The organism is Microbulbifer sp. CNSA002, assembly GCF_047324085.1.
In the GTDB taxonomy this organism is placed as follows: Bacteria; Pseudomonadota; Gammaproteobacteria; order Pseudomonadales; family Cellvibrionaceae; genus Microbulbifer.
The window spans coordinates 4,052,611-4,072,803 of record NZ_CP172449.1 but is presented as its reverse complement, the minus strand read 5'-3'; the positions used below and the strand labels follow the sequence as shown (position 1 = coordinate 4,072,803).

At 53.9% G+C, this 20,193-nt stretch carries 21 protein-coding genes and 1 other RNA gene; 15 read left to right on the top strand and 7 right to left on the bottom strand.

Features of this window, described 5'->3' with window-relative positions:
• Positions 1-4 precede the first annotated feature (4 nt).
• Entirely contained in the window at positions 5-445 is a 441-nt protein-coding gene (locus ACG1BZ_RS18095) for a YhcB family protein (RefSeq protein WP_157954137.1), read from the bottom strand.
• Positions 446-795: 350 nt separating this feature from the next.
• On the opposite strand from ACG1BZ_RS18095, the gene zapE reads away from it, so the two are divergent.
• From zapE to ACG1BZ_RS18050, 9 genes are all read left to right on the top strand, one after another.
• The gene (zapE, locus tag ACG1BZ_RS18090; protein WP_413663031.1) at positions 796-1,920 is read left to right on the top strand and encodes a cell division protein ZapE; all 1,125 of its coding nucleotides are present in this window, start codon (positions 796-798) and stop codon (positions 1,918-1,920) included.
• 114 nt (positions 1,921-2,034) lie between these two features.
• Positions 2,035-2,463 carry a 50S ribosomal protein L13 gene (rplM, locus tag ACG1BZ_RS18085; RefSeq protein WP_108734214.1) on the top strand — a complete coding sequence of 143 codons (429 nt, stop codon included), beginning with the start codon at positions 2,035-2,037 and terminating at the stop codon, positions 2,461-2,463.
• A gap of 15 nt (positions 2,464-2,478) precedes the next feature.
• The gene (rpsI, locus tag ACG1BZ_RS18080; RefSeq protein WP_413663030.1) at positions 2,479-2,871 is read left to right on the top strand and encodes a 30S ribosomal protein S9; all 393 of its coding nucleotides are present in this window, start codon (positions 2,479-2,481) and stop codon (positions 2,869-2,871) included.
• A 302-nt stretch (positions 2,872-3,173) separates the two neighbouring features.
• The gene (gene petA, locus ACG1BZ_RS18075; RefSeq protein WP_413663029.1) at positions 3,174-3,773 is read left to right on the top strand and encodes a ubiquinol-cytochrome c reductase iron-sulfur subunit; all 600 of its coding nucleotides are present in this window, start codon (positions 3,174-3,176) and stop codon (positions 3,771-3,773) included.
• The gene (locus ACG1BZ_RS18070; protein ID WP_413663028.1) at positions 3,770-5,971 is read left to right on the top strand and encodes a ubiquinol-cytochrome c reductase; all 2,202 of its coding nucleotides are present in this window, start codon (positions 3,770-3,772) and stop codon (positions 5,969-5,971) included. Before petA ends, ACG1BZ_RS18070 begins: the two co-directional genes overlap by 4 nt.
• Positions 5,972-6,078: 107 nt before the next feature.
• Entirely contained in the window at positions 6,079-6,705 is a 627-nt protein-coding gene (locus tag ACG1BZ_RS18065) for a glutathione S-transferase N-terminal domain-containing protein (protein ID WP_108734210.1), read from the top strand.
• Positions 6,706-6,730: 25 nt separating this feature from the next.
• On the top strand, positions 6,731-7,126 hold the full coding sequence (locus ACG1BZ_RS18060) for a ClpXP protease specificity-enhancing factor (RefSeq protein WP_108735312.1): 396 nt from the start codon (positions 6,731-6,733) through the stop codon (positions 7,124-7,126).
• A 134-nt stretch (positions 7,127-7,260) separates the two neighbouring features.
• Positions 7,261-8,448 (top strand): GGDEF domain-containing protein, encoded by a 1,188-nt coding sequence (locus tag ACG1BZ_RS18055; RefSeq protein WP_413663027.1) that lies wholly within the window; start codon positions 7,261-7,263, stop codon positions 8,446-8,448.
• Positions 8,449-8,555: 107 nt separating this feature from the next.
• A complete protein-coding gene (locus ACG1BZ_RS18050) occupies positions 8,556-9,179 on the top strand; it encodes a Yip1 family protein (RefSeq protein WP_413663026.1) in 624 nt (207 codons plus the stop codon).
• Between the two features lie 38 nt (positions 9,180-9,217).
• On the opposite strand, the gene ACG1BZ_RS18045 is transcribed toward ACG1BZ_RS18050, so the two are convergent.
• Positions 9,218-11,125, bottom strand: coding sequence for a M48 family metallopeptidase (locus tag ACG1BZ_RS18045; RefSeq protein ID WP_413663025.1), 1,908 nt, complete (start codon positions 11,123-11,125; stop codon positions 9,218-9,220).
• Between the two features lie 2 nt (positions 11,126-11,127).
• Positions 11,128-11,724 (bottom strand): LemA family protein, encoded by a 597-nt coding sequence (locus ACG1BZ_RS18040; protein ID WP_413663024.1) that lies wholly within the window; start codon positions 11,722-11,724, stop codon positions 11,128-11,130.
• 174 nt (positions 11,725-11,898) lie between these two features.
• Here ACG1BZ_RS18040 and ACG1BZ_RS18035 point away from each other — a divergent pair, with 174 nt between their 5' ends.
• Positions 11,899-13,089 (top strand): acetyl-CoA C-acyltransferase, encoded by a 1,191-nt coding sequence (locus ACG1BZ_RS18035; protein WP_413663023.1) that lies wholly within the window; start codon positions 11,899-11,901, stop codon positions 13,087-13,089.
• Between the two features lie 68 nt (positions 13,090-13,157).
• On the opposite strand, the gene ACG1BZ_RS18030 is transcribed toward ACG1BZ_RS18035, so the two are convergent.
• The 4 genes from ACG1BZ_RS18030 to ACG1BZ_RS18015 all read right to left on the bottom strand — a co-directional run bounded on the left by ACG1BZ_RS18030 (position 13,158) and on the right by ACG1BZ_RS18015 (position 16,669).
• Entirely contained in the window at positions 13,158-13,748 is a 591-nt protein-coding gene (locus ACG1BZ_RS18030; RefSeq protein WP_413663022.1) for a BON domain-containing protein, read from the bottom strand.
• A gap of 3 nt (positions 13,749-13,751) precedes the next feature.
• A complete protein-coding gene (locus ACG1BZ_RS18025) occupies positions 13,752-14,342 on the bottom strand; it encodes an SIS domain-containing protein (protein ID WP_108734203.1) in 591 nt (196 codons plus the stop codon).
• 64 nt (positions 14,343-14,406) lie between these two features.
• Entirely contained in the window at positions 14,407-14,769 is a 363-nt protein-coding gene (locus ACG1BZ_RS18020; protein ID WP_413663021.1) for a YraN family protein, read from the bottom strand.
• Positions 14,756-16,669, bottom strand: coding sequence for a penicillin-binding protein activator (locus ACG1BZ_RS18015; protein WP_413663020.1), 1,914 nt, complete (start codon positions 16,667-16,669; stop codon positions 14,756-14,758). Before ACG1BZ_RS18015 ends, ACG1BZ_RS18020 begins: the two co-directional genes overlap by 14 nt.
• Positions 16,670-16,708: 39 nt before the next feature.
• Between ACG1BZ_RS18015 and rsmI the strand changes: the two genes are divergently transcribed.
• The 5 genes from rsmI to ftsL all read left to right on the top strand — a co-directional run bounded on the left by rsmI (position 16,709) and on the right by ftsL (position 20,091).
• On the top strand, positions 16,709-17,551 hold the full coding sequence (gene rsmI / locus ACG1BZ_RS18010) for a 16S rRNA (cytidine(1402)-2'-O)-methyltransferase (protein WP_413663019.1): 843 nt from the start codon (positions 16,709-16,711) through the stop codon (positions 17,549-17,551).
• A gap of 59 nt (positions 17,552-17,610) precedes the next feature.
• Positions 17,611-17,967: RNase P RNA component class A (gene rnpB, locus ACG1BZ_RS18005), an RNA gene on the top strand.
• Positions 17,968-18,422: 455 nt separating this feature from the next.
• A complete protein-coding gene (mraZ, locus tag ACG1BZ_RS18000; protein WP_282933875.1) occupies positions 18,423-18,866 on the top strand; it encodes a division/cell wall cluster transcriptional repressor MraZ in 444 nt (147 codons plus the stop codon).
• 12 nt (positions 18,867-18,878) lie between these two features.
• Positions 18,879-19,811: a 16S rRNA (cytosine(1402)-N(4))-methyltransferase RsmH gene (gene rsmH, locus ACG1BZ_RS17995; protein WP_413663018.1), complete on the top strand. Its 933-nt coding sequence runs from the start codon at positions 18,879-18,881 to the stop codon at positions 19,809-19,811.
• Positions 19,812-19,815: 4 nt separating this feature from the next.
• Positions 19,816-20,091 (top strand): cell division protein FtsL, encoded by a 276-nt coding sequence (gene ftsL / locus ACG1BZ_RS17990; RefSeq protein ID WP_413663017.1) that lies wholly within the window; start codon positions 19,816-19,818, stop codon positions 20,089-20,091.
• The last annotated feature ends 102 nt before the right edge of the window (positions 20,092-20,193 follow it).

Genomic DNA, 20,193 nt, shown 5'->3' with positions numbered 1-20,193 from the left:
ATTATTAGCTGCTCTCATGGGCCTCTTTTTCGAGCCCGTAGTCCTCAGCAAGCGTGCCTTTGGCACCAGGTTCCTTGGGGGCCCAGTCGCGAGGTGGCTCTATATCCTGCAATTTCTCATCGTTGTCTTTTAGTTTTCCACTGCCGGCTTTTAGCATCTGGCGGCCGATATCCTGGCTGGATAAGCGCAGCGCACTATTAGATAAGTATTCGTGAACCTCTTTATAGCTCTCGGTGAGGTTGTGAACAAGTTGTGACGTTTGGTCAAAGTGATCGTTGACCTGCAACTGGAAATCTTCGAGTTTGTTGTTGGCTTCGCGGAGTCTCTGCTCCAGTTCCTCTGAGCGCTCCACACTGGTACGCCCGCGCACAGCCAGGAATGCGAGGAATGCACCCAGGGTCATACCGAGGACGCCGACTAGAATTAATACCGATGTAGAGTGCACTTACTACCTCCTCAACTTGCTTTTTTATTGTACAGATCGCCTCGTGGAGAGATGAGGCTGCCAATCTTGGCCCAGCCGGTTTCTGCACTTTGGGTAGCCCGCGTTCGTGGCTATTGCCCCTCATAATAGAGAGGCCAGTATACGCGATTATTACGCTGACAATTAATGTTGTCGGTCAATTGCGGCAGAATGGTTAGTGCCTGGTTCCAGTTTGCGGGGAGGGCTGGCTATTTCGGGTAGTTGCACTGTTGTAAAGGGTGCCAACCATGTCTCTCCGCGGTCTATGCGTAGATTGGTTGAATTTGATAGAGTGCGCGCCAGTTATTCAGTAGTCGAAGAAATTTTCCTCTATGTTGCCCGCCAAACCACTATTTTCTTCCCCTCTTGAGCGTTATGAGAGTGATCTTCAGCGTCCGGACTTTGTTGAGGATCAATCCCAGCGTCAGGCAGTTGAGGAGCTGCAGGATCTTCATCGGCGCCTGGTGGCCCGGTCTGAGCGCGGTGCGATCATCAGTTTTTTGTCCCGCATTCGCAGTCGCGCTAATGAGCCCGAGAAGGGTCTCTACTTTTGGGGTGGGGTAGGCCGCGGAAAAACCTACCTAATGGATGCGTTTTTTGAGTCCCTGCCGTTCGCGGAAAAACAGCGCACCCATTTCCATCGCTTTATGCGTCGAGTTCATCAGGATCTAAAGGAGTACGCAGGGGAGAAGAATCCGCTGGAGAAGGTGGCGGATAAGATTGCCCGCCGCGCTCGGGTGCTCTGCTTTGATGAGTTTTTCGTCTCAGATATTGCCGATGCCATGATATTGGCCGGTCTGTTGGATGCGCTGTTCCGCCGGGGGGTGGCCCTGGTGGCGACCTCGAATATTGTGCCCAAGGGCTTATATAAAGATGGGTTGCAGAGGGTACGGTTTCTCCCGGCCATCGATCTGCTGGAGAAGTACACCAAGGTGGTTAATGTCGATAGCGGTACCGATTACCGGCTGCGCACCCTGGAGATATTGGAGCTATATCATTCTCCGCTGGGACCTGAGGCGGATAGCAGTCTGGAGCAAAGTTTTTCACAGCTGAGTGTCAGTGGCTGCGAAGCTCGTAGCGAGGTTCAGCTGCAAGTGGAGGGGCGCCCAATTCGAGCCTTGAAAGTAGCGGATGATGTTGCGTGGTTTGATTTTGTGGATCTGTGCGATGGGCCGCGATCGCAAAATGACTATATCGAATTGGCCAGGGAGTTCCATACGGTGCTTCTGGGGTCGGTGGTCAAGTTTGATGAGCGTATGGACGCCCAGGCGCGTCGCTTCATTAATCTGGTGGATGAATTTTACGACCGGTGCGTGAAGCTGGTGATTTCTGCGGAAGTTCCAGCTGAGGAACTGTACGTCGGCCGGAATCTTAAGTTTGAGTTTGAGCGCACGGTGAGTCGGCTTTTGGAGATGCAGTCCCGCGAATATCTGGAGCGGCCCCATCGCCCTGAATAAGTCTGTCGAGTCGGGGTAAATTCCGCTTGAAAAGCATACACTCCTTTTGTACTATCCGCGCTCTTTTGTGGGACGGCCCCTAATTCTGGGGGTCATATTACAGGTGTTTATAACATGAAGACTTACAGTGCCAAGCCAGAGGCGGTAAAACGCGACTGGTACATTGTTGACGCTGCGGACAAGACCCTCGGCCGTATTGCTGCCGAGATCGCAACCCGCCTGCGCGGCAAGCACAAGCCTGAATACACGCCCCACGTGGACACTGGCGATTACATCATTGTAATCAACGCAGAAAAGGTTCGCGTGACCGGTAACAAGGCCAAAGACAAGATCTACCACAGCCACTCCGGCTACCCTGGTGGTCTTAAATCCATCAGCTTTGAAAAGCTGATTGAAAAAGCGCCCGAGCGCACCGTTCAAAGCGCCGTTAAAGGCATGCTGCCGAAAGGTCCTTTGGGTCGTGCCATGTTCAAGAAGCTGAAAGTATACAGCGGCAGTGAACATCCTCATGTGGCTCAACAGCCGATTGAACTGGCGATCTAAACGGGAATAAATCTGATGGCAACTACTCAATACTACGGTACCGGCCGCCGCAAGACCTCCACTGCTCGTGTATTCCTCACAGCAGGTGAAGGTAAGATCACCGTAAACGGTCGCACCCTGGACGAATACTTCGGCCGTGAAGTGGCTCGCATGATCGTGCGTCAGCCGCTGGAAAAGGTTGAAATGGTCGAGAAATTCGACATCACTGTTACTGTTAAAGGTGGCGGTTCCTTTGGTCAGGCGGGTGCTATCCGTCACGGCCTGACCCGTGCCCTGATGCAGTACGACGAAGCGCTGCGTCAACCGCTGCGCGCCGCTGGTTATGTTACCCGCGACGCCCGTGAGGTTGAGCGTAAGAAAGTGGGTCTGCGCAAAGCGCGTAAGAAGCCGCAGTTCTCCAAGCGTTAAGCTTTCTTTTTGGCCCGGCTTTTGCCGGGCTTTTTTATATTCCCGTATCTGTGGTTATCCAGCGCTCTTATGACTTTTGCTGGATTTATCGCGGTTTCGCCGCGTGATTCCCGACGTTCCCCATAGCATTGCCTTGTATCAAATTGGCATTTTCTTTAACATTGCGCCGATTTGTATCCGCTTGATTTGTGGGGTTTATTCGCGCGGGCAATCTGCCGGGGCGGGACTTCTTTCAAGACTTTTTGGGTTTGGGCCAGCGAATCTCCGGGCTATCGGGGTCGCTGTGATGGGAGAACTACGTCATGAGTGATGACGGTGTAAATGTAGGACGGCGCCGTTTTCTAACCGCTGCCACCTCAGTTGTTGGTGGCGCGGGTGCGGTGGGGGTTGCCGTTCCCTTCGTCGCTTCCTGGAAACCGAGTGCCAAGGCGAAAGCTGCGGGCGCTCCGGTTAAATACAACATTAGCAAAGTTGAACCGGGCCAGATGGTCACTGTAGAGTGGCGAGGTAAGCCGGTCTATGTTGTGCGCCGTACCGATGAAATACTGCAAGACCTGGAGAAAGTGGAGCCTCTACTGCGCGACCCTAACTCCGAGGAGTCTATCCAGCCAGCTTATGTAGATCCGGAAAACCGCTCTATCAAGCCAAAGCTGTTGGTGTTGGTTGGTCTGTGTACGCACCTTGGCTGCGCACCTATGTACCGCCCGGAAGTGGGTGCTGCCGATCTGGGTGGCGATGAGTGGATGGGTGGCTTCTTCTGTCCCTGTCACGGTTCCAAATACGATATGGCTGGCCGTGTTTATACCGGTGTTCCCGCGCCTACCAACCTGGAGGTGCCGCCTTATTCCTATGAAAACGACGATGTAATCGTGATTGGCGTAGACCAGGAGGGCACCGCATGAAATGGCTCGCAGATTTCGGTGATTGGGTAGATCAGAGACTACCCATTTACCAGGCCTGGGATAAGCACATGGGCAAGTACTACGCGCCCAAAAACTTTAACCTGTGGTATTTCTTCGGCGTTTTCTCCCTATTGGTCCTGGTCAACCAGCTGTTGACCGGTATTTGGCTCGTTATGAGCTACAACCCCTCTGCCGAGGAGGCATTTGCCTCGGTTGAGTACATCATGCGCGATGTGGAGTGGGGTTGGTTGATACGATATCTTCACTCCACAGGTGCGTCTGCCTTCTTTGTGGTGGTGTACCTGCATATGTTCCGCGGTTTGATGTACGGCTCTTATAAGCCGCCCCGCGAGCTGGTGTGGATCTTCGGTATGTGTATCTACCTGGTGCTGATGGCAGAAGCCTTTATGGGTTACGTACTGCCCTGGGGCCAGATGTCCTACTGGGGGGCCCAGGTAATTGTTTCTCTGTTTGGAGCAGTTCCCTATATTGGCGATAGCCTGGTTGAGTGGATTCGCGGAGACTACCTGATCTCTGGTATTACCCTGACCCGCTTCTTCTCCCTGCACGTTATTGCACTGCCGCTGGTATTGGTATTGCTGGTAGTTCTGCATATCCTGGCGTTGCACGAAGTGGGTTCCAACAACCCAGACGGCATCGAGATCAAGAAGAACAAGGATGAGAACGGCATCCCCAAAGACGGTATTGCTTTCCACCCTTACTACTCTGTTCACGACCTGGTAGGTATCGCGGTATTCCTGTTTATCTTCGCAACTGTTGTGTTCTTCTTCCCGGAAATGGGCGGCTTCTTCCTGGAGTACGCTAACTTCGAAGAAGCGAACCCGCTGAAGACACCACCGCATATTGCTCCGGTTTGGTACTTCACGCCGTTCTACGCAATCCTCCGTGCGGTTACCATGGATATCGGTCCGCTTACTGCGAAATTCCTTGGCTTGGTAGCTATGGGTGCCGCTATTGCTGTGCTGTTTGTGCTGCCTTGGCTGGACAAGAGCCCGGTTCGCTCGATCCGCTACAAGGGTTGGTTGCCGAAGGGCTTGCTGCTTCTGTTTGCTGCAGTATTTATTATCCTTGGCTACCTGGGTGTTAAATCTCCGACCCCGGATCGTAACTTCCTGTCTCAGGTAGCGACCCTGTTCTACTTCGCCTTCTTCCTGACCATGCCGGTTTGGACGAATCCGAAGAGTAAGAAAGGCATTGGCTCCTGGGCTGTTTGTGTCATCTTCGGCGTGCTGTTCCTGTGGATGGCGGTAGCTAATTACTCCGTGAATACTTTCATGGTGGTTGTAACTCTGCTGCTCGCTGCCTTCTTTACTTTGCTGCCCTGGATTACCAATCGCGATGAGGTCTACCCAGAGCCCGAGCGTGTAACCAGCCCGTCTGGTGGTAAAACTTTCGGCATCCTGTTTATCGGTATTATCGTTGTCGGCCTGCTGACCTTTATCCCGATTAAAGCGGTAGGTGCAGAATCTGAAGTGGAGCTGGATCACATCAATATCGATCTGCGGGACAAGCCGTCCCTGCAGCGCGGTGCCAAGTACTTCGTTAACTACTGCATGGGTTGTCACAGTGCCAATTACTCTCGTTGGGAGCGTGTGGCCACTGACCTGGATATCCCGGTTGAGTTGATGATGGAGAACCTGGTTTTGGGTGACGACAAAATCGGCAACCTGATGACGATCTCCATGCGTCCAGATGATTCCAAAGTATGGTTCGGCGCCGCGCCGCCGGACCTGACGCTGGTTGCTCGTTCTCGCTCACCGGAATGGCTCTACACTTACCTCCGCAGCTTCTATAAAGACGACAGTCGTGCTACCGGGGTAAATAACAAGGTCTTCCCGAGTGTGGCCATGCCTCACGTTCTGATGGAGCTGCAAGGCTTGCAGGAGTGTGCCCCTGGTCCCAAGCGCGACCACGGTAAAGTTGTCCGCGATGAGCTCGGCAACCCGATTATGGATGCCGCCTGTGGTAGCCTGGAGGTCGGTAAGGTGAAAGGCTCTATGACACCGGAAGAGTTTGATGGGGCAATGTATGACCTCGTCAACTTTATGGAGTACATTGCTGAGCCGATGGCTGAAGATCGCAAACGTGTTGGCTTCTATGTGCTGGCGTTTATTTTTGTGTTCTTTATCTTCGCCTGGTTGCTGAACCGCGAATACTGGAAAGACGTGCACCACTAAAGCCGTCGCTAGTTTGTCTCTAATGGGTGGTGGGTTTACTCACTGCCCTTTTATATTTTGAATAAAAGGTCGGTTCTAGCCGGCTTAAAGTTTGAGGTAGTTTGAACATGGGTGTGCCTACCAACAAGCGCTCCTCGATGACCTTCTTCTCCGATGGTCGCAGCCACTATAGCCACCGAGTACGTATCGTACTTGCAGAGAAAGGGGTTTCTGTCGATATCACCGATGTGGACGCCGATGATAAACCAGCTGAACTCGCTGACCTCAATCCTTACAACTCCCTGCCAACCCTGGTAGATCGCGACTTGGTTCTGTTCGAGACCAAAGTGATGATGGAGTACCTGGACGAGCGTTTCCCGCATCCGCCGCTGCTGCCGGTTTACCCGGTTGCCCGCGCGCAGAGCCGCCAGATCATGCATCGTATCGAGCGCGATTGGTGTCCTCTGGTGGACAAGATCCTTGCTGGTGGTAAGGACGCGGCCTCCGCTCGCAAAGAACTGCGCGACAACCTGGTTGGTATCGCTCCGATGTTTACCGACCTGCCGTACTTCTTTAATGAAGAGTTTTCTCTGGTAGATTGCTGCATGGCCCCGCTGTTGTGGCGCCTCGAGCAGTTTGAAATCAGCCTTCCGAAAACCAAACAGGTTAAGCCGTTGCTGGATTATATGGACCGCCTGTTTGCCCGCGAGGCATTCCAGCAGAGTCTGACCGAATACGAACGGGAAATGCGTTGAGGGAATACTGGTGAGCAAGCCGGCCATGACATCCAATCGTCCCTACATTCTGCGGGCGTTTTACGAGTGGATAACCGATAACCGGTGCACTCCTTATATTCTGGTTGATACGCACCTCCCCGGTGTTTTGGTGCCGCAACAACATGTGAACGACGATGGTCAGATAGTGCTGAACATCTCGGAATCAGCGGTTGCCAGTCTGACTATGGATAATTACGCCATCAGGTTTAACGCCCGTTTTGGCGGGGTTCCGACAGATATCCAGGTTCCAGTGGGGTCTGTGGTCGGAATCTACGCGCGGGAAAACGGGCAGGGGATGGTATTTGAGGCCGAGGAAACTCCAGAGCCGCCCGAACCGACGCCACCCACCAGTTTGGGTAAAAAATCGGTGAAAAAACCGGCTCTGCGTGTCGTTAAATAGTGCTCCTTTTCGCTGGTAGGGCAGATTTCTGAAGCCCTGCCAGTTCCCTTCCTCCACTTTTGTGACTCGGTTCCGGGTATACGCTTGTCCCAAGTCCGTATAATGTCGCGTTATCTTTTATTGCCGCGAATGTCATGCCGCCGTACCTTCAATGGCTGCGCTTTATTTGGCTGCCAGGGATGCTTCTGGTGCTTCTCGTTGCGCAGTATCTCCCCTGGATCGATCTGACCCACTTATACAGTCCGCAGCTGCCTGTGTTGCTATTGGCTATGGCGGCATTGCTCAGTTTTGGTTTTCGCTCAAGCCGGGTTGCGCTTGCAGCGCTGCTTATCATGGCCCTATACATCGCGGCTCACTCCCAGTTGCTCCCCAGCTTGCACAGGGATCTCCCACTTTATCTCTCACTGGTTGCGGTAAATCTTGTTCTGTTTACTTGCAGTCGTGATCGCAGTGTCTTCAGTATTTTTGGGCTGCTGTGGGGCCTGTTTTTGCTGGCTGAGGGGATGGGTTTTGTCTTGCTCTACGATTGCTGCGCGCCGCTGAAGCTGGCATTTCCGGTCGAGAATTTGCCCAGGGGGTTGTCTGGGTTTTTACCCGACGCATTTTCGTTGCCACAATTGATTGGCAGTGTTTCCGCTCTCGGTGCTTTTGCCTTACTTTTTCTCTACCCTGGCCCCACCGCTATGGGTCTGTTTAGTTGTTCTATTTTGCTGCTGTGCAGTGTTTGGTTGAGCCTTCCTCTCGAGTTTACCGGGTCTGTAGCGGGAATATTGTTGGTCGCTTCGCTGCTTGGGGCCAGTTATGAATTGGCGTTTCGCGATGAACTGACTGGGCTTCATTCCAGGCGGGCCTTCCGCTATCAGATGCTGACGCCAGCATGGAATTACAGTCTTGCCATGGTTGATATCGATCATTTTAAGAAGCTGAATGATCGCTATGGGCACCAAGTGGGTGATCAAGCTTTGCAAATGGTTGCGGCTCAACTCGCGCGCCACTCTCACGGTACCGTGTTTCGCTATGGCGGCGAGGAGTTTGTTATTTATCTTCCGGGCCGCAGTCGCGAGGCGAAAGAAGCTTTATTGGAAAAAATCAGGGAGAAAATCTCAAGCTACCCACTGCGCCTAAGGTCATCGGGGCGTCTTGCCGCAGGGGCCTCGCTCAGGGGGAAGGGTGGAGGGAAGCCAGTAAAAGTTACTGTGAGTATTGGCGTTGCCCACCGCAATAAAAAACTAAAGAAACCCGAGAGTATCCTTAAAGCGGCTGATCAAGCGCTTTATAAAGCGAAGCGCAGCGGGCGAAATTGCCTGTCTGTCCACAGCTGATATAAATCAAGTAAATTTGAAAGTGACGCTTAATTCCCTTTTGGCATTGGTCAATCTGTTGTGCGCCACCGATACTGCAAAGCAGGGTATTGGAAGGGAGATTTGGTGTGCGGATACTCAGTCATACAATAGGTATTCTTACCAACCCGGAAAAAGAGTGGAAAGCGATACGCGCTGATCGCCATTCTTTTTTTGAGGTGTTTGTAACTCATGTGCCGCTTCTGGCGTTGATTCCTACCGTGGCCGGTTACTTTGGGGTTACCCGGGTAGGTTTTCAGGTTGGGGGACATCTAGCAAAGCTGACACCTGAAAGTGCAGCTGTTCTGTCGGTTGTTACTTACTTTGCATTGCTGGTTGGCGTCTATTGCCTCGGAGAGTTTATTAACTGGATGGCGCGATCCTACGGGGTTGAGGGCGATGAGCCCACGCGCCATTATGAAGGGACGGCACTTGCGGTGTTTATTACTACGCCAATCTTCCTGGCGAGTATCGTCGTCCTTTATCCGCACCCCTGGCTCACGATGGCGTCCGTAGGCATTGCCGGGATGTATTCTATTTACCTGGTCTTTGCCGGCATTCCGATCCTGATGAATATGAATAAGGATCGAGCATTTCTGTATGCCTGTGCAGTATTAACCGTTGCCCTGGTAATGATGGTTACGGTGCTTATTGGCTCCGTCATTTTGTGGAGTGTGGGCATCGGGCCGGTTTATCAGCACCATGCCCATTAAAAGTCCACAACGCCAGCATTTCTGCTGGCGTTGTGCGGCTATCTAGCCTTATGGATAATCGGTGGCATAGGGCAGTCCAGGCTGTCAGCGATGGCCCTTAACAATTCGATCTCCTCCGCTTTAATTACCCCATTGTGATTCAAGGTGATCACAATCGCTTTTAGTAAGCCGGGTTTCTCCAGGGGCGGGATAAGGCTGGCGATTGCAATGGCCTTGTCCAGTCGTGGCAGGGTGATATCAATGATGCCGGGTAGCGGGGTTATTTCAAGGCTGAGAGCATTGAGTCCCTTCTCATAAGCACGTTTTGCTGGAAGGTATTGGCTGTTTCCTGCATGGGCGATGGCTGCAATGATAAATCGTGAAGCATCTTTGTTGGCATGTTTGCTGTGGGAGAGGCGCTGTCGATCTGGAGCGCCGTCGAGCGCGTGCATTAATACCCGGTACAGGGCCCATTCCCAAACTTCAACTTTCCCATCGCTGTGTAGAAGCTTGATAAGATTTCGTTTAAAGATCTGGTACTGCTGAGGGACTAGGGCACGCAAGGCCGGGATACATAGGTCTATCAATGCGAGGCGAGCGTTGCTCGGCAGTGATTGCATATGTGGAGTGAGTTTTTTCATCTCGCGGATAACAGCGGGATGGGCAATTTTCTCCAAGAGGTTTAGCTGTTTGTCTCGCTCGGTTTTATCCTTGTGCAGAAGAAGGTAGTAAACCAGTGCCCGGGCGGTAAAGGGTTCGTGTGCAGCCTGCTGGATAAGGGGTGGAATAGAGCTCAGTAGTTGATGTCCAAGCTCGACTTGATGTGTATCTGGTTTGGCAATGCTGTTGTCCACCGCATCCAGAGCAGCCTGGAAAGGCGCTGTAGGAGCGGCCATGGCGAACTGAGGATTTTGCAATTCACTGGGTTTTAAAGTCTGGGCTTCACTTTTTACCTGTTCTTCCGTATTGGCGAATAGGCCATTCCAGGCGGGTTCTAGCCTCTTGATGCGAACTGGCAGTGGAGGGTGAGTGGCAAAAAGGCTGAGCAGGGAGCGTTTTACTCCAACCGCGAACAACATATGGTTAAACTCTGCTGCGTTGGGGCTGCTGAGTTCTGAGCCTAAATCGCGGCCACCGATCTTCTTCAGTGCGTTGGCAATACCGAGGTTGTTGCGAGTAAATTGTACTGCGGAGGCATCGGCAAGAAACTCCCGCTGCCGACTGACTGCGGCCTTGATCAGGTTGCCGATCAGCGTACCGGTGTAGCCGAGGATAATCAGAGTTATTCCCAGGCCTAGTAGCGGATATCTTATGGGGGTTATGCGCCTGTGGGGTGCCGGGCTTATGACAAGGAGCTGCCCCAAAAGTCCAATAATTAAGATTCCGTGGAGCAGCCCGGTGATTTGGGTGTTTAGACGAATGTCTCCACTGAGAATATGACTGAACTCGTGGGCAACAACTCCCTGTAGTTCCTCCCTGGTAAGCTTTTCCAAGGAGCCCCGTGTCAGGCCAATAATGGCGTTGGTAGGGTTTTGGCCAGCGGCAAAGGCATTGATGGTGCTGTCCTCAATGATGTAGACATCGGGTACCGGAATACCTGCTGCAATAGCAATCTCTTCCACAACATTGAGTGCTCTTTTTTCCCGCTCAGTCCGCGCGGAAGTATTAAGTTTGTGCCCTCCCAGGGATTCCGCCACAGCCTTTCCCCCAGGGGATAATTGATGGAACTTGTACAGACTGCCCAGAATAACGACGGTACCGATGACAAAGGCTATTGAGCCAAGGGTCTCCCAGCCCAGAAGTTGCACAACTTCAAAGGGAGTAAATGGTTGGCCGCGAGACAGTGACACCATGGCTGCCGTAGCCAGGGTACTCAAACTGATTAGGGTAATGAGGGCCAGGCTGAACAGGAAAACCAGCAAACGACTGCTGTGCTTGGCTTTGTCCTGGTGAACGTAAAAGTTCATATTTAAAACTCGATACGTGGCGCGACTTGAAAGGTTTCTGAGTCTGCGAACTCAAGCAGTTGGGCGTTGGCTCTGTGGCCAAAAAGGCCGGCCAGAAATACTGGGGGGAAGCTCTGCTTGTAGATGTTGTAGCTGGTGACGCAGTCGTTAAAAGCTTGGCGTGCAAATGCCACGCGGTTTTCGGTGCTGTTTAACTCCTCGTTGAGTTCGCGAAGGGTCTGGTCGGCTTTCAGTTCCGGGTAGGCCTCAATTACCATATTCAGGCGACCCAGAGCGCTGTTGAGAAGGCCTTCTGCGCGGCCGAGCTTATCGATAGCGGCCGGATTGGTAGGGTTTTTAGCGGCAGATTTAAGGTCTGAAATTGCGGTATTGCGCGCACTGATTACCGCTTCCAGGGTTTCCCTCTCGTGATTCAGGTATGCCCTAGCACTCTCTACCAGATTTGGTACCAGGTCGTGGCGTCGCTTTAACTGTATCTCTATCTGCGCAAAAGCATTTTCGCTGTGGTTTTTCAGTGAAACCAGTTTGTTAAAGATACTGATGATGAAAAAGAACAGTGCGATGACTACCGCCAGCACAATAAGTCCCGTAGATCCCATAACGCTCCCCTATTTATCCCTGTTGGTGGCGTAAATAGTAACACGATGGGCTGATACTGATGCGCACCGGCCGCACCCCTGGCGGAGCGGGGTGGGGCTTCGGCTATAATGCGGCGACATTAAAACAATTGCCGCCACCACAGTGATGACGGCACAGAACTTGGAGCAGCCAGAATGAGTGATGTAACTTCGGACCCTGTAGTGATTGTCGGAATGTCGCGTACGCCAATGGGCGCTATGCAGGGCAGCCTTTCAGCCCTCACTGCCCCGCAGTTGGGTGCTGCGGCGATTCGCGCAGCCCTTGAGGACGCGGGTGTGGCACCTGCCGATGTGGATGAAGTGCTGATGGGTTGTGTGCTCCCGGCAGGTGTTGGTCAGGCTCCGGCACGTCAGGCATCACTGGGTGCCGGCATCCCGGTCGGCACTCCTTGCACCACTGTTAACAAGGTGTGTGGCTCCGGAATGAAGACTGTGATGATGGCCCGCGATGCCCTGCTGATGGGTGAGGGTAAGGTTATCGTTGCTGGTGGTATGGAAAGCATGAGCAATGCCCCCTACCTGCTGGCCAAGGCCCGCTCTGGTATGCGCCTCGGTCATGGAGAGGTTAAAGATTCCATGTTCCTGGATGGCCTGGAAAATGCTGCGGATGGCAAGCTGATGGGTACTTTCGCCGAATCTACTGCGGATAAGTACGATTTCACCCGCGAAGAGCAGGATGCATTTGCCCTGGAATCTCTGGCGCGTGCCCAGGCTGCGATTGAGAGTGGAGATTTTGCTCGTGAAATCGCCCCCGTCACGATTGCCTCTCGCAAAGGCGAGATTGAGGTGAGTGTCGACGAGGCCCCAGGTAATGCCCGTCCAGACAAAATCCCTCAACTAAAGCCAGCGTTCCGTAAAGACGGTACTGTAACCGCAGCGAACTCCAGCTCTATTTCTGACGGTGCTGCGGCGCTGGTGTTGATGCGCAAAAGTGAAGCTGAGAAGCGCGGCTTGAAAGTTCTGGCTGTTCTCAAAGGGCAATCCCAGTTTGCCCGTGAGCCCGAGTGGTTCACTACGGCTCCGGTCGGCGCTATGCACAAGCTGCTGGAAAATGCCGGTTGGTCTGCGGCGGATGTGGACCTATTCGAGATTAATGAGGCATTTGCGGTAGTGACTATGGCTGCAATGCGTGAGCTCGATTTGCCCTGGGAGAAGGTCAATGTTAACGGTGGTGCCTGTGCCCTTGGCCACCCGTTAGGTGCTAGTGGTGCCCGTATCCTGGTTACCCTGTTGGCAGCGATGGAAAAGCGCGATGCCAAGAAGGGTGTGGCAAGCCTGTGCATTGGTGGCGGTGAGGCTACAGCGGTTGCTATAGAGCGCGTATAAATTACAGGCTTGAGCACAAACAAAACGGAGGCAGTTGCCTCCGTTTTGTTTGTGTAGTGCGGGAAATATTAGTTGATGTATTCCACTGCTTTCACAACCTTCTGTACCCCGCCTACCGAGCGGGTCACTTCGGCTGCCCGTTCCGCTTCGGCAGGAGTTAACAGTCCCATCAAATAAACAACTCCATTCTCGGTCACAATTTTGATGCGACCACTGTCTACTTCCTTATTGGCAAACAAGTTGCTCTTCACCTTGGTGGTTAGCCAGGTATCGCTGGTGCTGGCCAGTAAAGTGACTTTGCCGCGCACCTGAATTTCGTTGTAGACCTGGCGAACATTCTGTACTTGTTCCGCTGTGCGCCCGGCGAGTAGGCGCAGTTCCTGGCTGGGCACCTGGCCGGTGAGCAGTACAACACCATTAAAAGAATTGATATTGATATTCGAGGTTTTCAGGTCCGGGTGAGCTTTGTTGATATTGACTGTGGTCACCGTCTCGATGCGCTGGTCATCAATATAGGTGCCAAAAGATCGCTCGCCGGGGTCCTGCTGTATGGGACCGTCATGGGTGGCCTCCAATACAGTGCTGCATCCCGCTAACAAGGTGGTTGCCGCGAGGGCAGCCAGGAGATATTTCCCCAGGGTCAACTTTTTGTTGTTCATCGTTTATTCCTCGTAGCCACCAAACAAACTACTGTCGATTAGGTCGCACAGGCAAAAAATTGTCAGAAGATGTACTTGGTGTACCTCTGCTGCGACATCGGATGGCACCCGTAGTTCAATATCATGGGTATCGAGCAGGGCGGCGCAGTCGCCGCCATCACCGCCGGTCAGTGCGAGTATGCCCATATCCCGGTCCCGAGCCGCACGCATGGCCTGAACCAGGTTTGAGTCGCGCCCATCGCTGCTGATAATTACGAGAAGGTCACCGGGCTGCCCCAGGGCGCGAACCGGGTGTGCGAAGGTGTCTGCACCGCCGTGGTTCGAGGCAACGGTGCCCATGGAGACGCCGTCGCTGTTGAGGGCCATAGCCGGTAGGCCGGGGCGTTCGCGCTGGAAGCCGCCGGTCAGTTGCGAGCTAAAACTTTGCGCCAATGCGCCACTGACACCATTGCCACAGAGCAGGACTTTGCTCTCTGCCAAGAGTGTATGCACCACCATTTCGCTGGCTTCTGCAATCAGCGGGGCCAGTATCTCGCCAGCGTTCATTGTGGCTTCAAGGCTGTGGTGAAAAAGGGTTACGACTCGCTGTTCCATTGTGTCCTTAATTCAGGTGAGCTCGAACTCACCATAACTTGACGGGGTAAATCTCGGTTTTGCCTCAGGCTTCGAAGGCGCTTTTAATCCACTGGATGTTTTGTGCATCGCCATCTATGGCAAGGACATCGAAGCGGCACGGACAGTCCAGTTTATGTTGCTGCAAATAGCGGCTGGCAGTGGCCAGTAGCTTAGCTTGCTTGCGTGAATCCACGCTGGCTGCGGCCCCGCCGAATTGGCTCTTGCGGCGGAAGCGCACCTCCACGAACACGACAGTATCGCTTTCACGGGCGATAAGGTCTATCTCTCCGTGTGAACTGCGATAATTGCGCTCCAATAAGGTGAGCCCCGCGCGCTGCAAATAGCGGGCCGCGGCAGCCTCCATTTGGCTGCCGACAGTGCCGCTTGAGCCCTTAAAAAGCCTCACGATTCCCACTTAATTCGATCGGCTCCCGCTGCGGCAATTGGGGCTCGACGGTAGTGATGGGCACCGGCACCCCTTTGTCGATTCGCGCCCACATTTGTTCGCGCACTATGCGGCCATCGGCGCTCAGGCTCAATGCGCCGGTGAGACCGTGTACTTTCTGTTCCGGGAATTGGCGCAGCATCGGCAAGCGCGGGTAGAGGCGGAAGGCATCGGCACCTAGGGCATACAGTCTGGCAAAAGCCGGTGCGGGCGACGCCTGCTCCTCGATATCCTGCTTGGTTTGATTGCTTTCAAACAGCCAGGGCAGGGCGGTAAAGCGAATACCGTTCATATCCCTGTCGCGATTGCGGTTGATGCTGCCACCAAAGACATGAGAGGTAGCGTATACGGGCAGGTCACTGGCGTAGTAGTAGGTCAGCATGGGGTTGAGTTGGCGCGCCTGCTGGGGTTGTGCTGCCAGGAATACCATATCGACATCGTCACGGCGCCTGGGGGTAAATTCCAGCTTTGCCGCCAGGCGACTCTGCAATTCCTTCTTGCGCGTGTTGCTGGCGGGAATTAACAGGGCATCGCTGACCAGGGCTGAGAACTTGCTGTTGTCCTTAAACGTCCGGCGAATGCTAACTGAGCCACCGAGGCGCAGCCACTCTTCTTCAAATGCTTCAGCGCCGCGCTGCCCCCAGCTATTGTCAGCGGTGAGGACCATTGCCTGTCGCTTGCCCTGTCGGTAGGCGTGCTGGGCAATTTGCCGCGCTTCATCTTCAATTGCCAGGCCAAACTGGACCAGGTCTGTGGTCAGGCGCCCCTCATCGCCGTAGTTGAGGGCGAGAGTAGGCACTGGCAGTTTTTCTGTGGCAAGCAGGTTGGCTACCTTGCTCTTATCCAGTGGTCCAACAATCATCTGCGCACCGGCATCTACGGCGCTCTGGTAAATTTCCTCGAATGGCTGATCGGAACCGGTGTCGTAAACCATCACTTTCGGAGTTGCGCCGCCAGCATTCAGAGCGGTGTAGTGGGCGGCCATAAAGCCATCCCGGATTGCCCTGCCGGCGTTGCCCAGGGGGCCGGACAGTGGCAGGAGCAGCGCTACGCGGTCTGCCCGCTGGGCGGCCAAGCGCTCCAACAGCTGCAGTGCCTGTGGCGGATGGGAATTGGCACTATGGGCAGGCCAGCGCTCGCGCCAGCGGCTGAGGGCGGTCAGCTGTGAGCTGATATCCGTCTGGGTGTCGCGGCCCAGCAGGGCGAGTTGATACCAGGCGCGCATCTGGGTGTCATTGCTTTGGGTGGCGCGAGCCTGCAATTCACTGGAGGGCAGCTGGGTCAAGAGATGCCAAAAGCCGTTGTTATTTTCTGTGATCGCTTCGTCGGATCGGGCGATATAGGAGATTTCGCGCCGCTCACTAATCGCGCTGTCCAGATTGCCCAGAAGTCCCCACAGATCAGCCCGTAGGCTGCGTAGAGGTAAGGCAGTCTTTTGCGGCAGCTCCGACCACACATTGTCCAGTCGTGGAGAGGCTGCCAGGTCGAGGGCTTCAAAGAAGTCGTCGTCTGCGGCAAGGAGGCTGCCATAGACCTGTGCATAACTGGCGAAGAGATTGTCGTCCAGTTGTTCGGGCGTAATTTTGATTACCGCCTCTTTTGCCGTCTCTTTATCTCCCAGCTCGTATAGAATAGCGGCCGCTTGCAGGCGCTGTTGATCCCGCGCCGGTGCCGGCAGGGTGTCGGCACTGCGCAGCATACGTACAGCTTCACTGCGGCTTGCGGTGTGGCCGGCCGAATAATCCGGCTGGTAAACGTTTGGCCGGGAAGCCGGTGTCTGGCAAGCAGCCAGTGCGACTGCCAGTGAGGCAGCTGCCATTCTGGTGATTACAGTAGAGGTGCGCCGGGAAGAGGCGGACATAATCTTCTCCCGCAATATTTATATTTGGAGTGAACAGCTATGGGGCCGGATCAGGCGCTGCTTTATATTGTCGCTACGCCCATTGGTAATTTGGCCGATATGGTACCGCGAGCGATCGAAGTTCTACAATGTGCCGATCTGGTTGCGGCGGAGGACACACGTCACAGTCAGCGATTATTTTCCCATTTTAATATCGATACGCCATTGATGGCATATCACGATCACTCGGATGACAAGCGCACAGAGCAGATTTTGCAGCGTTTGGAGCAGGGCCAGACCATTGCCCTGATTTCCGATGCGGGCACCCCACTGATCTCAGACCCCGGTTATCGCCTGGTGCGTGAAGCCCGAGAGCGAGGAATCAAAGTCTCTCCGATACCGGGGGCTTGTGCTTTTGTCTCTGCACTGAGTGCCGCCGGACTCCCCAGTGACAAGTTTAGTTTCGAGGGATTTCTGCCGGCCAAGTCCGGTGCCCGTGAGCGAGCCCTGCAGGAATTGGCCGGTGATACCCGTACCCTGGTGTTCTACGAGGCCCCGCATCGGGTTGCTGATACTCTGGAAGCAATGGCTGTCGTATTCGGCGGTAATCGAGAGGCGGTGATAGCCCGCGAGGTCAGCAAGGCCTTTGAAACTTTTCAGTTGATGCCTCTGGCTGAGTTGGTTGAGTGGGTCCGAGCTGACAGCAATCAGCAGCGCGGTGAGATTGTTTTGATGGTGCGTGGTGCAGAGCGCTCTCGCGAAAGTGAGCTGGATGGGGAGGCACAGCGTGTAATGTCGCTGCTGCTGGCGGAGTTACCGCCAAAAAAGGCGGCGGCGATTGCTGCCGAAATTACTGGAGTGAAAAAGAAAGCCCTGTACAACTGGAGCCTGGAGCAAAAATAAGACACTAATTGCTGCAATTGCCTGTTGCAATCCGTCTGTCGCCTCTTTACTCTTCGCCGCGAGCTGGCCGGGCAATCGCTGTCGCCTTGTGCGATGGAGGAAAGTCCGGGCTCCATAGGGTGGAACGCCAGGTAACGCCTGGGGGGTGCGAGCCTACGGAAAGTGCAGCAGAGAGTAGACCGCCGATGGCTCCTTTTTTGGGAGTACAGGTAAGGGTGAAAGGGTGCGGTAAGAGCGCACCGCGCGGCTGGTAACAGTCCGCGGCATGGTAAACCCCGTTCGGAGCAAGACCAAATAGGCCCTCTATAGGTGTGACCCGCACTGAGGGCGGGTAGGTCGCTTGAGGTGTCTGGTGACAGGCATCCCAGATGAATGATTGTCCTCGACAGAACCCGGCTTACAGGCCAGCTCAACAATTTCAAAAGCCCGGCATTTGCCGGGCTTTTTTGTTTGCCTGATGTGGTAGTCCCGGCTCCGGTAGCCCTCTTTGTATTCGCCTATTTCTTCTCGTTTAATTTCGGCTAAAGCCTCTTCTTGGCGCAAAAAAATTGATTAACTGTTAAGGGGGCGATCGTGCCAGATAGTGCTGTTCCGACTAGTTTCAATGTGCCAATATGCGCCACTTCTCTGGAGGCCGCGATTTTACAAGGGGTTATGGGGACTTTGGGGTCGAATTCCTTGACTTTGTGTCGACCAGTTTTATAGTGTCGGGAGTGGGAAAAAGTGGAAAATCGTGGAAATTTGTGGTTTATTCGCGATAAGTAAGTGGGTGTTCACACCGCCAGGTTAAAGTCGAACATCTTTCTCCATTGACCTGCCATATGGGAGTGAGTCGCGAGAGGCGCGATCTCCAAAGCGAGAACCACTAAACGTGTATTTGGGCAGCCACGCAATCAATATGGACGCCAAGGGGCGTCTGGCAATACCGGCACGCGTCCGCGATAGGCTGTTGGATGAGTGTGCGGGGTGCTTGGTGGTGACTGCCCATACAGAGGAACGCTGTTTGTTGGTGTATCCGTCGCCTCAATGGCAGCAAATTCTCCCGAAGATTGAAGCATTGCCCAGCTTTAACAAAGTGGCTCGGCGCGCTCAGCGCCTGCTGATCGGGTATGCCTGTGAGCTGCAGGTGGATGGCAATGGCAGGGTATTGATTCCGCCAACTCTGCGTGAGTATGCGGGGCTGGAAAAGAAATTGATGTTAGTGGGCCAGGGGAAAAAGCTGGAGCTCTGGAGTGAGGAGCGCTGGATGTCCTGGCTCGATGATAGTGAAGACGAAGAGGGTATGCCTGAGGAAATGGCATCCCTCTCTTTATAAGGGGAGTACCGGGTGTCTCAAGAATTGCATCGCAGTGTGTTGTTACGCGAGGCCGTAGATGCTCTGGTGACTGAGCCGGATGGGTTTTATATCGATGGCACCTTTGGCCGGGGTGGGCACAGCGCCTCAATCCTTGAGCACTTGGGGCCCAATGGCCAGTTGGTAGGGGTGGATAAAGATCCCCAGGCTGTTGAATTTGCAGAGCAGCGGTTTGCCGGCGAATCCCGTTTTTCCATTTGGCATGGGTCTTTTGCCGATATGGATAAGGCTGCCGGGCAAGCTGCCGGTAAGGTCAGTGGAATATTGCTCGATCTGGGGGTGTCTTCGCCGCAACTGGATCAGGCCGAGCGCGGTTTCAGTTTTATGCAGGATGGCCCCCTGGATATGCGTATGGATACCAGTCGGGGTATCAGTGCAGCGGAGTGGGTCAACACTGAGGCTGAGGCCGAAATGGCCCGGGTGTTTAAAGAGTACGGCGAGGAGCGTTTTGCCCGTCGAATGGCCGCTGCCATTGTAAAGCGCCGGCTGGAAAAACCATTTGAGCGCACCCTCGATTTTGCCGAGGTTGTGAAAGAGGCGAATCCGGCTTGGGAAAAAGGTAAACATCCCGCTACTCGAGTCTTTCAGGCTATTCGTATTCATATTAATGGCGAGTTGGATGATCTGCAGAGTGCGTTGGATAAATCCCTGCAGTTGCTGGCACCGGGTGGGCGCCTGGTGATTATCAGTTTCCACTCTCTTGAAGACCGAATGGTGAAGCGTTTTATTCGGGAAAAAGAGCGCGGTCCCCAGTTGCCTCGTGGCCTTCCGGTTATGGATAGTCAGATAGCCAAGTCACTGCGTTCGGTGGGCAAGGCAGTGAAAGCCAACACGGTTGAAGTGGATGAAAATCAGCGGTCCCGCAGTGCAGTAATGCGGGTGGCAGAAAAGCTGGCGGGAAGCTGAGTTTATGTCTGGCAAGGCTCTACTTGGAGTGGGGGTAATGTGGATAGCGGTAATACTGTCGTCGCTATCTGTTATTCATACCACCCAACAAAGCCGAGAGTTAACTGCTGAGCTCGGTAAGGCACAAAAAGCCCACGATGAATTGCGCTATGAGCAGGAGCGTCTCCTTTTGGAGAAAAGTGCCTGGTCTGCCTATAGCCGGGTCGAACAGGTCGCTCGAGAAAAATTAAAAATGCATATGCCAGCACCTTCGGAACAGGTATTGGTAGTGGCGGATTAAGTTTTAACCGCCTTGGATGAAGACGTAAGTACCCCACTGCTTGCCCGGTGGGGTTTCTGCGTTTGGGGGCTTTGGCCTTTAAATAATTATAAAGAATTTTGC

Bases quoted from the DNA above. Each gene is read 5' to 3' on its own strand.
- rsmI (WP_413663019.1), top strand. From the start codon at position 16,709: ATGGGGCCGGATCAGGCGCTGCTTTATATTGTCGCTACGCCCATTGGT.
- ACG1BZ_RS18040 (WP_413663024.1), bottom strand. From the start codon at position 11,724: ATGGGATCTACGGGACTTATTGTGCTGGCGGTAGTCATCGCACTGTTC.
- ACG1BZ_RS18030 (WP_413663022.1), bottom strand. From the start codon at position 13,748: ATGAACAACAAAAAGTTGACCCTGGGGAAATATCTCCTGGCTGCCCTC.
- ACG1BZ_RS18035 (WP_413663023.1), top strand. From the start codon at position 11,899: ATGAGTGATGTAACTTCGGACCCTGTAGTGATTGTCGGAATGTCGCGT.
- rplM (WP_108734214.1), top strand. From the start codon at position 2,035: ATGAAGACTTACAGTGCCAAGCCAGAGGCGGTAAAACGCGACTGGTAC.
- ftsL (WP_413663017.1), top strand. From the start codon at position 19,816: ATGTCTGGCAAGGCTCTACTTGGAGTGGGGGTAATGTGGATAGCGGTA.
- rpsI (WP_413663030.1), top strand. From the start codon at position 2,479: ATGGCAACTACTCAATACTACGGTACCGGCCGCCGCAAGACCTCCACT.
- petA (WP_413663029.1), top strand. From the start codon at position 3,174: ATGAGTGATGACGGTGTAAATGTAGGACGGCGCCGTTTTCTAACCGCT.
- ACG1BZ_RS18065 (WP_108734210.1), top strand. From the start codon at position 6,079: ATGGGTGTGCCTACCAACAAGCGCTCCTCGATGACCTTCTTCTCCGAT.
- zapE (WP_413663031.1), top strand. From the start codon at position 796: ATGTTGCCCGCCAAACCACTATTTTCTTCCCCTCTTGAGCGTTATGAG.
- ACG1BZ_RS18015 (WP_413663020.1), bottom strand. From the start codon at position 16,669: ATGTCCGCCTCTTCCCGGCGCACCTCTACTGTAATCACCAGAATGGCA.
- ACG1BZ_RS18055 (WP_413663027.1), top strand. From the start codon at position 7,261: ATGCCGCCGTACCTTCAATGGCTGCGCTTTATTTGGCTGCCAGGGATG.
- ACG1BZ_RS18025 (WP_108734203.1), bottom strand. From the start codon at position 14,342: ATGGAACAGCGAGTCGTAACCCTTTTTCACCACAGCCTTGAAGCCACA.
- ACG1BZ_RS18045 (WP_413663025.1), bottom strand. From the start codon at position 11,125: ATGAACTTTTACGTTCACCAGGACAAAGCCAAGCACAGCAGTCGTTTG.
- ACG1BZ_RS18070 (WP_413663028.1), top strand. From the start codon at position 3,770: ATGAAATGGCTCGCAGATTTCGGTGATTGGGTAGATCAGAGACTACCC.
- ACG1BZ_RS18060 (WP_108735312.1), top strand. From the start codon at position 6,731: ATGACATCCAATCGTCCCTACATTCTGCGGGCGTTTTACGAGTGGATA.